Origin of the sequence: Acidocella sp. (assembly GCF_027352905.1) — a bacterium.
Taxonomy (GTDB): domain Bacteria; phylum Pseudomonadota; class Alphaproteobacteria; order Acetobacterales; family Acetobacteraceae; genus Acidocella.
Window position 1 is genome coordinate 1 of record NZ_DAIEIF010000016.1, and the last position, 8524, is coordinate 8524.

The 8524-nt window shown below is 69.4% G+C and carries 7 protein-coding genes; 4 read left to right on the forward strand and 3 right to left on the reverse strand.

The window, feature by feature from the left end; translation table 11 throughout:
• The 4 genes from M7H45_RS02320 to M7H45_RS02335 form a co-directional block, all read left to right on the forward strand.
• Positions 1–965: glycosyltransferase family 4 protein (locus M7H45_RS02320; protein ID WP_298214309.1), on the forward strand; the 965-nt coding region annotated here is incomplete at its 5' end.
• A gap of 113 nt (positions 966–1078) precedes the next feature.
• Positions 1079–1951, forward strand: a complete 873-nt coding sequence (locus M7H45_RS02325; protein ID WP_298214311.1) for an EAL domain-containing protein — start codon at positions 1079–1081, stop codon at positions 1949–1951.
• A gap of 138 nt (positions 1952–2089) precedes the next feature.
• The gene (locus M7H45_RS02330) at positions 2090–3829 is read left to right on the forward strand and encodes an ABC transporter ATP-binding protein/permease (protein ID WP_298214313.1); all 1740 of its coding nucleotides are present in this window, start codon (positions 2090–2092) and stop codon (positions 3827–3829) included.
• Position 3830: 1 nt separating this feature from the next.
• Positions 3831–4280 carry a PaaI family thioesterase gene (locus M7H45_RS02335; protein WP_298214315.1) on the forward strand — a complete coding sequence of 150 codons (450 nt, stop codon included), beginning with the start codon at positions 3831–3833 and terminating at the stop codon, positions 4278–4280.
• Between the two features lies 1 nt (position 4281).
• On the opposite strand, the gene M7H45_RS02340 is transcribed toward M7H45_RS02335, so the two are convergent.
• From M7H45_RS02340 to M7H45_RS02350, 3 genes are all read right to left on the reverse strand, one after another.
• The gene (locus M7H45_RS02340) at positions 4282–5592 is read right to left on the reverse strand and encodes a glycosyltransferase (RefSeq protein WP_298214317.1); all 1311 of its coding nucleotides are present in this window, start codon (positions 5590–5592) and stop codon (positions 4282–4284) included.
• Positions 5593–5609: 17 nt separating this feature from the next.
• A complete protein-coding gene (locus M7H45_RS02345; protein ID WP_298214319.1) occupies positions 5610–6530 on the reverse strand; it encodes a hypothetical protein in 921 nt (306 codons plus the stop codon).
• 72 nt (positions 6531–6602) lie between these two features.
• A partial coding sequence (locus M7H45_RS02350; protein WP_298214321.1) for a glycosyltransferase occupies positions 6603–8524 on the reverse strand: 1922 nt, incomplete at its 5' end.

The following is an 8524-nucleotide window of genomic DNA, read 5'->3' on the forward strand; positions in this document are numbered from 1 at the left end:
TGCCCGCGCCCCTGCGCGCCTGGGCCCGGCGCCGCCGCAACCGCGCCGACGCGGTGCTGGGCGGCTTTCCCGCGCCGGCGGAGTTGCGCTGGTGCGCCCGCGCCATCGCTCGGCTCCAGCCGCGGGCGGTGCTGATCGACACGATTTTCCGCGCGCCTCTGCTCGACGAGCCGGAGCTGGACGGGGTCAACGCCGTGCTCATCGCCCATGACGTGTTCCACCGCCGGGCCGCGGCGCTGGCGGCGGCGGGCTATACGGTGCGCCCCCCCGGGCTGACGCGGGCGCGGGAGGCGGAATTGCTGGCGCGGGCGGGACATATCGCGGCCATCCAGCCGGAGGAGGCGGCGCTGCTGCGCCAGCTTTGCCCGGCGGCCAATGTGTTCACCGCGCCGATGCCCGCCATTCCCTCTCCGCCTCCGCCCGGCATGGCGCGGATTCCCGGGCGGCTGGTTTTCGTCGGCAGCGACAGCCTGCCCAACCTCGACGGGCTGCGCTGGTTCTTCGCGGAGATCTGGCCGGAACTGCGCGGCCATGGATTGACGCTGGATCTGGTGGGCGATTGCGGCCCGGCTCTGCGCCGCCTGCCCGCCGGGGTGCGGTCCCTGGGGCGGGTGGAGGCGCTCGCCCCTGTTCTCCACCGCGCCGCCCTCGCCGTCTCGCCATTGCGCGCCGGATCGGGACTCAAGCTGAAATTGCTGGATTACGCCCGGCACGGGCTGGTCACCGTCGCCACGCCCCCCAGCCTGCGGGGGTTCGTGCTGGGGCCGGGCTCGCCCTTTGTCATCGCGGGCGGTCCCAGCGTTTTCGCGGCGGCGGTGATGCGCCAGCTGGCCATGCCGCTGGGGCCGGAGGCCGCCCTCGCCTATGTGGCCGAGCATTACGGCACGGCGCGGGCCTTTGCCGGGCTGGCCGCCGCGCTCGCCCCGGCCCCCGCCCGCCCCCGCCCGCAAAATTATATGTCCTAGACATTGCCGGCCGGTTTGAGGGGGCGATCCGATGGGATCGGCCTCTCCAGGCGCGATTGGGAGGATGTTAATCTTTAGGGGGTAGCGTGCGGGCATGTCTGCGATGCCGCGCCATGCCTGAAACCAGATCCGGAACCGAACCGTTCCTTTCCCCGCCCGAGGCGGCATCCGTCCGGTCCGCACCCGGCGAGCGGGAATTGCGGCAGAAACTCGCCCGGCAGGAGGTGGTCGAGCGCCGCCGCATTGTGCTGAAGCTCCGCCAGGCCCTGGCCGACCGCCGCTTGTGTTTGTATTTCCAGCCTATTTTTTCCCTGGAAACCGGGCGGGCCCAGGGGGCGGAGGCGCAGCTGCGCCTTGCCCATTCCCGCCGCGGGCTGATACCCGCCGGGCATTTTCTGCCACTGGCCGAACAATCCGAGGTGATCATCGAGGTGGGGGGCTGGATGCTGCGCGAGGCCTGCCGGGAGGCGGCGCGCCTGCCCGGGGAACTCCGCGTCGCCTTGGCGCTTTCCTGGCGGCATCTGCGCAGCGGCCGGTTCGTGCGGCATCTGCTGGAGGCGCTGCATCATAGCGGTATCGCGCCGGAGCGGCTGGAATTGCTGGTCACCGAGACCATGCTGCTGGATGAGAATGACGATGCGGCCTTCGCGCTCAAGGCGCTGCGCGGCGTGGGGGTGCGCCTCGCCCTCAACCATTTCGGCACCGGCTATGCCTCGCTGGCGCCGTTGAAGCGCCTGCCCTTCACCAGCCTAAGGCTGGACGCCTCCCTGGTGCGGAATATGGATGGCGAGGCGGCGGGGGCGGCGCTCGCCCAGGCCGCCGTGGAGGCCGGGCACGCTTTGGGCTGCACGGTGCTGGCGGATGGAATCGAGACCGCCGCCCAATATGAGACGCTGCGCGCGTTGCGCGCCGATGAGGGGCAGGGCGGCTATTTCGGCCCCGCCTTGCCGGGGGAGGAGCTGGCGGGGCGGTTGCGCGCGCGCTGAGCCGGATGGGCCGCGGAAGCGGCTTTGAACCCGGCGGCGCTTGCGGCATAAGCGTGGCTATGAACGCTCCCGCCGCCATGCCCGCTTGCCCCGCCCCGTTTGCCGCCGCGCGGGGAGGCTGACGCCATGCGCCATGCCATGACAAATTTCATCACCGGTTTCGCCGAGGGGTGGAGCCTGGCCAAACCCTATTTCACCTCCGGGGAGAAATGGGCGGCCTGGGGGCTGCTCGGCGCGGTGATCGTGCTCAGCCTGCTGCTGGTCGCGCTCAACGTGGTGCTGACCTATTGGAACGCTGATTTTTTCAATGCCATCCAGGCCTATGATGCGCGCATCGTCCTCGCGCTGCTCTATCAGCCGATTGTGCGCGTGCCCGGCAAGGGGCCGATGCCCGGCTTCGCCGAACTCGTCATCATCTACATCCTCATCGCCGTCTACTCGACCTATCTGACCCAGATGCTGACGATCAAATGGCGGCAATGGCTCACCGTGCATTATGTGGAGAACTGGCTGCGCGACCGGGCCTATTACAATATCAGCCTTAGCCAGAAGCCGGGCGACGTGGTGGACAATCCCGACCAGCGCATCTCCGAGGATCTCAACAATTTCACCGCCAACACGCTCTCGCTGGGCACGGATTTCATCACCAATGTGGTGACGCTGCTCAGCTTCGTTTTCGTGCTCTACAGCATTTCCGGCTCGATCACGCTCTTCGGCGTCACCATTCAGGGTTATATGCTGTGGGTGGCGGCGCTCTACTCCCTGGTGGGCACGGGGCTCACCCATCTCATCGGCCGCAGGCTGGTGCCGCTCTCCTTCAACCAGCAGAAGCTGGAGGCGAATTTCCGCTACCGGCTGGTGCGGGTGCGCGAACATCCGGAGGCGATCGCCCTCTCCCATGGCGAGGCGGAGGAGGAGGCGGAACTGCGCCATGCCTTCCAATTCGTCCGTGATAATTTCTGGGCGATCATGCGCCGCACCAAGGCGCTGAATTTCTTCACCGTCGGTTTCGCCCAGATCGCCAATATCTTCCCGCTCGTCGTCATTCTGCCCCGCTATTTCGCCAAGAAGATCGGGCTGGGCGGGCTGAGCCAGATTCCCATGGTGTTCTCCCAGGTACAGGGGGCGCTCTCCTGGTTCGTCACCTCCTACCAGAACCTGGTGCTGTGGCGCGCCACCGTCTCGCGTCTCTACGGGTTCCGCGAGGCGATGGAGGCGGCGCGCGCCATGGCCGCGAATGGGCCGCGCGTGCTGGCCGAGGGCGAGGCGCTGGTGCTGCGGGATCTGACGCTGACCCTGCCCGACGGGCGCAAGCTGCTCGACCATGCCAGCCTCACCCTGCCGCCGGGCGAGACGGTGGTGATCTCCGGCCCCTCCGGGGCGGGCAAATCCACCTTGTTCCGCGCCGTGGCGGGAATCTGGCCCTTCGGCTCCGGCGAGGTGCGCCAGCCATCCGGCCGGCTGCTCTTTCTGCCGCAAAAACCCTATTTCCCGCTGGGTACGCTCAAGCGCAGCCTCGCCTATCCCGGACCGGCGGCGCAGGTGAGCGACGAGGAGGCGGCGGCGGCGCTCACGGCTTGCGGGCTCGCCCATCTCATCCCCCGGCTGGATGACGACGCCAATTGGGGGCTGGCGCTCTCCGGCGGAGAGCAGCAGCGCCTGGCCCTGGCGCGGGCGTTGCTCGCCCGGCCGCACTGGCTGTTTCTGGACGAGGCGACCTCCGCGCTCGACCGGCCGCTGGCCGAGCGGATGCGGACGGTGCTGCGCGAGCGGCTGCCGGGTACGACCATCGTCGCCATCAGCCATCACGAGACCGCCCGCCGCCATCTGGAACTGGCGGGGGGGCGGATCAAACCTTCTTTAGCGGCGGCGGAGTGAGATGAACGGCGAACTCAACGCGGCGGAGGCGGCGCGCATCCGCGCCAGCTTCTCCCGGCAGGGGCTGATGGCGACATTGGGGGCGGAGCTGGGCGCTATCGCCCCCGGGCGGGTGGAGATCGCGCTGCGCCCGCATCCCGGCATCTCGCAGCAGCATGGCTTCGTGCATGCCGGGGCGGTGAGCGCGATCGCCGACTCGGCGGCGGGCTACGCGGCGCTGAGCGTGCTGCCGCCGGAGCGGGGCGTGCTGACGGCGGAATTCAAGATCAATCTGCTCGCTCCCGCCATCGGCGAGAGGCTGGTCGCGCGCGGGGCGGTGGTGAAGGCGGGCAAGACGCTGCTGCTCACCCAGGCGGAGGTGTTCGCCGAGGCGGAGGGCAAGGAACGGCTGGTCGCGTTTCTCACCGCGACGATGATGAGCATCGCCGGGCGCGAGGGGATTGTGGATTAGGTCAGGCCCGCGCCTGACGCCGGGCGGGTTTGGCCTGTTTGGGCGCGGGTTCGGCGGCGGGGGCGGCAATGAGGGGCCGGCCGGTGATCTCCTCGATATAGGCGCGGTAGCGGCTGATATAATCCGGCATCGCCAGCCTCGCCTCCGCGTAAGCCCGCGCCCCGGCGCGCAGCCGGGCGGAGAGTTTGGCATCCGCCAGCAGGCGCAGCACATTGTCCCGCAGCGCCGCCGGATCGAGGGTGGGGGTGACCAGCCCGTTGATCCCGTCCTCGATGAATTCGGTGACGGTGACGGTATCCGCGCCGATGATGGCGCAGCCGCAGGCCAGCGCCTCACGCAGGGACCAGGAGGCGACGAACGGGTAGCTGAGATAGACATGCGCGTCCGAGCGCTTGAGCAAAGCGAGATGGTCCGAATAAGGAATTTTGCCGAGGAAATGAACGCGGGAGAGATCGAGCCGCCCCCCCAGCTCGCGGAGCAGCAGCTCCTTCCAGCTGCCCCCCTCGCGCGGCGGCGCGCCGTAGCTCACCTCATCCCCGCCGACGATGGAGACGATGAGATCGGGCCGCTCGCGCAATAGATCCGGCAAGGCGCGCATGAGGGTGTGGAAGCCGCGATACGGCTCCAGATTGCGCGAGACGAAGGTGAGGAGCTTCTGCCGGGGGGAGACGGTGAGCGGCCCGATCGTCAGCTTTTTTTTCCGCGCCGCCGGGTCGGGGGCGCAGAGATTGAGGTCCACGCCTTCCTCGATGATGCGAAGTTTCTCCCGCGCCCAGGCGGGGTAGGTGTCATGCTGCCAGCGCGTGGGCGTCTGCCCCCATTGCTCAAGCGCCACGGCCAGCAGGTTGATGGTGTTCTTGGCCCGCACCGCGCCGAAATAATGCTCCGGCATCGGAAATTCCGGGTCGAAGTTCACGTCTGAATCATGGATGCGGTAATAGAACTCGAAATAGCCGAGGATGGGCACGCCGGGGAACACGTCGCAGAGATTGAGCATCTCACCCCAGCCATGATGGCCGATGATGATATCGGGCTTGAAGCCGAGCGCCCTGATCTGCAGCGCCCCCTCATAGCCGGCCTGGGCGCGCATCGCCGCGCTCTCGAACTCCCGCGCGGCGGGGGCGAGCGCCTTGGGAGGCGGCGGCGGGCGTGAATAGGTGACCTTGCGCACGCCCTCGATGAAATTCGCGTTGGGCTCGGTCATGAAGACGATCTCGTGCGTGCCGGGGCGGATCTCGTTATCCGCGAGCAGGCTGCGCAGGAGATGGACGTATTGTCCGGGGAAATTCTGATGAACGAAGAGGAAATTCACGGCCTGGCTCCGGGGGGTTATTTCCGGGTCTTGGCGCCCCCCTTGCGCGCGCGGGGAATGAGCTGGACCTGGAAGGATTCCAGCGGGGCGAGGGTCTCGGCCTCGCAGGTCTCATCATTGCCCACCGGCCCGGCGCTGGCGCCGCCGACGAAGGTGGCGGAATAGCTGAGGTCGTATTGCTCCGCCGCCTCGCCGCTGAGGCGGATGCGCAGGCCGAGCAGGGGCAGGGCCATGCCGCGCGAGCCGCAATATTGCCCGGCCTCGACCCAGGGGGAAAGCCAGCCCCGGCCCAGCACGGCCTGATAGGTGAGGTCTGAGGCGGCGATGCCCTCCGGCGCGGTGATGGCGAAGCCCTCGATCCAGTTCTGGCTGCCCTTCTCGCCCAGCCAGTCGCCGAACCGGGCGCCGACATCGCCGCGGGTTTGGATATGCGCCATGAGATTGGTGGGGGCCGCGGCGGGGGCCAGGGGCGCGGGCGGCGGCGCCGCGGCGGGGGCGTTGGCGGCGGGGGCGTTGGCGGGCATCTGCGCCTCGCCCAAAAGCTGGCGGACCTGCAGGCGGGGCGAGGCGTCCGGCAGGTTGGCGAGCTGATAAATGGTGACGAGAACCTGGGCGGGCTTGTTCTTGATCCGCACCAGCACCGCGTCCCCCTCCGCGTTGAGCCAGCCATCGGCGCGGAAGCCGGAGATTTCGACATTCTGGCCGCCGATCGGCGGCGGGGAGATGCGCACGCCGGGCATGCCGTTATGGATGGCGGCGCCGGGATTGAGCTCGTTTACGAAGCAGAAAAGGCCGGGCGGCAGCGCCATGAGATGACCGGTGACCTTGAGCTCCTGGACCTGCGCCCCGGATCTGGCGGCGGGCGGGGCCGCGGGTTCGGCTTCGGCTTCGTTAGCCGGGGTTTTCTTGGAAGCGGAAGCGGTTTTCACGGCGGCCATAAACAATCCTCGGGAACAGGTTTGGCGTTATTGTCGCAGAAAAGATTGTCCAGGCAAAGCGTTACCCGGTTATTAAAATGTGATGTTGAGCAAACTGTTATTGACCCGCTCAGGCGGCAGGCCGAGCGGCAATATCGCGCCGCGCCCGGTGGCTCTCACCCGTTCCGCCTGGGCGCCGAGGTCGAACACCACGGTGTAGAGCCCGGCGCGCCAGGCCTCGCCGAGGACGAAGCACCAGGTTTCCGGCCAGATCGAGGGGATGAAGGCGAGATCGGGGGCGAGGCTCGTGATCAACGCCTCGGCCTCGCCCGGCTGATAGGGGCCGGTGACCTTAACTCCCGCCGCGATCAGCGCCGCGTCATCCGCGCTGCCGCCGATGAGGGTGAAATCGAGCGGCAGGTCGCGGCGGCGGCTATCCGCCGCGCAGCCGAGCAGCACGTCCAGCCCCTTGGCCGGGCCGATGCCGCCGATCACCGCGACCCGCCGCGCGCCCGGCCGGGGTTTGCGCAAGGGGCGCGGCGCGGAATCGTCCTCCCAGGGAATGATTTCCGGCTCTAGCCCGGGAAAATGCCGGGCGAGGCGGCGGGCCATATCCGCCGAGGGGGTGATGACCCGCCGCGCCGCCGCGAATTCCTGGCGGGAGCGGGCGAGCAGCCGGGGGATGGAAATGGTCTCGGCGATTTCCGCCTTGTCCCGCGCGCAGCATCGCGCGCAGCCTTTGGGGTCCGGCTCGCCGCAATAGCGGGGCGGGGCCTCCGGCGCGGGCCGGGCGAGGAGATTCACGCGCGGGCAGAAGCTCGCGTAATCATGCGCGACGATATCCTGGGGCACGCCGAGCGCGGCGGCGAGGCCGCGCACCGCCGCGTGCTGGCCGAGCGCGTGGTGCAGCTCGACCCGCGTGACTTTGAGCCGCCGCAGCAGGGCGAGGAGCCGGGGCAGCCCGCCGGGCAGGGTGAAGACGAGATTGGGGTGCGCCTCCGGGTCGCCGGCGCAGAGCAGGGAGGGCCAGGGATAGGGGGTGCGCTCCGGCGCGGCGGGGCGCCGGGCGGTGAGTAGCAGGGGGTAACAGCCTTGCGCCCGCAACTGCGCCATGACGGCGCGGACCCGCGTGGCCACGCCGCCGCCATGGGCGTGGCTGATGAGCAGCACCGCCGGGCGGCCCCGCCGTTCCGCCAGCAGCCGCGCCGCGTCCAGCGCCGCCCGGTGGGGCGCGGCGGGGTCCGCCGCGTTATGCGCGGCGATGAGCGCCGTATAGCCGGGGTAGAGCCGGTTGAGCAGGGCGAGGTTGCGCCGCACCAGCGCCCGCGCCGCGCTCCGGAACGAGACGCCGCCCTTATGCGCGACATAGGCGCCCATGGCGGCGGCGTGGAGGAAGCCGCGCTGGCGGGCGCGCAGGCAGAAATCATTTTCCTCGCCATAGCCCTGGGCGAAGATCTCGGCGCGGAACCCGCCCACCGCCGCCAGGCAGTCATGGCGGATATAGAGGCAGAAGCCGATGCCGGTGGGAATTTCCACCCAGGCGAGGCCGTTGGTTTTGGCGGCCAGGCGGTTGAGCCGCGTGGTCTCGCGTAGATCGGGCATCGGGTTGGCGGTGTTGGGGGCGGGATAGGCGCAGATCGTCGCGTCGTTGGCCAGCGGGGTGACCGTGCCGGTGGCGGGGCTGGCATAGGCCACGCGCCGCAGCGTCTCCACCGCCGGCGCCGGCAGCAGGATGTCGCTGTTGAGCAGCAGCACGTCGCAGCCGGGGGCGGCGGCGAAGCCGGTATTGCAGGCGGCGCAGAACCCCAGATTGCGGGGGTGGCGGATGAGCTCGAATCTACCTTTGCCGGCCTGGTCGGCCAGCCAGGCGGCCAGGTCCGGCTCGGGCGAGGCGTCATCCACCACGATGAAGCGGGCCTCGCTGGGCTTGGCCTTGAGCGCGGAGGCGATGGCGGCGCGCGTTTCCGCCAGCCCCCGGTAGACCGGCATGAGCAGGGCGAGCGGCGCGGGGGCGG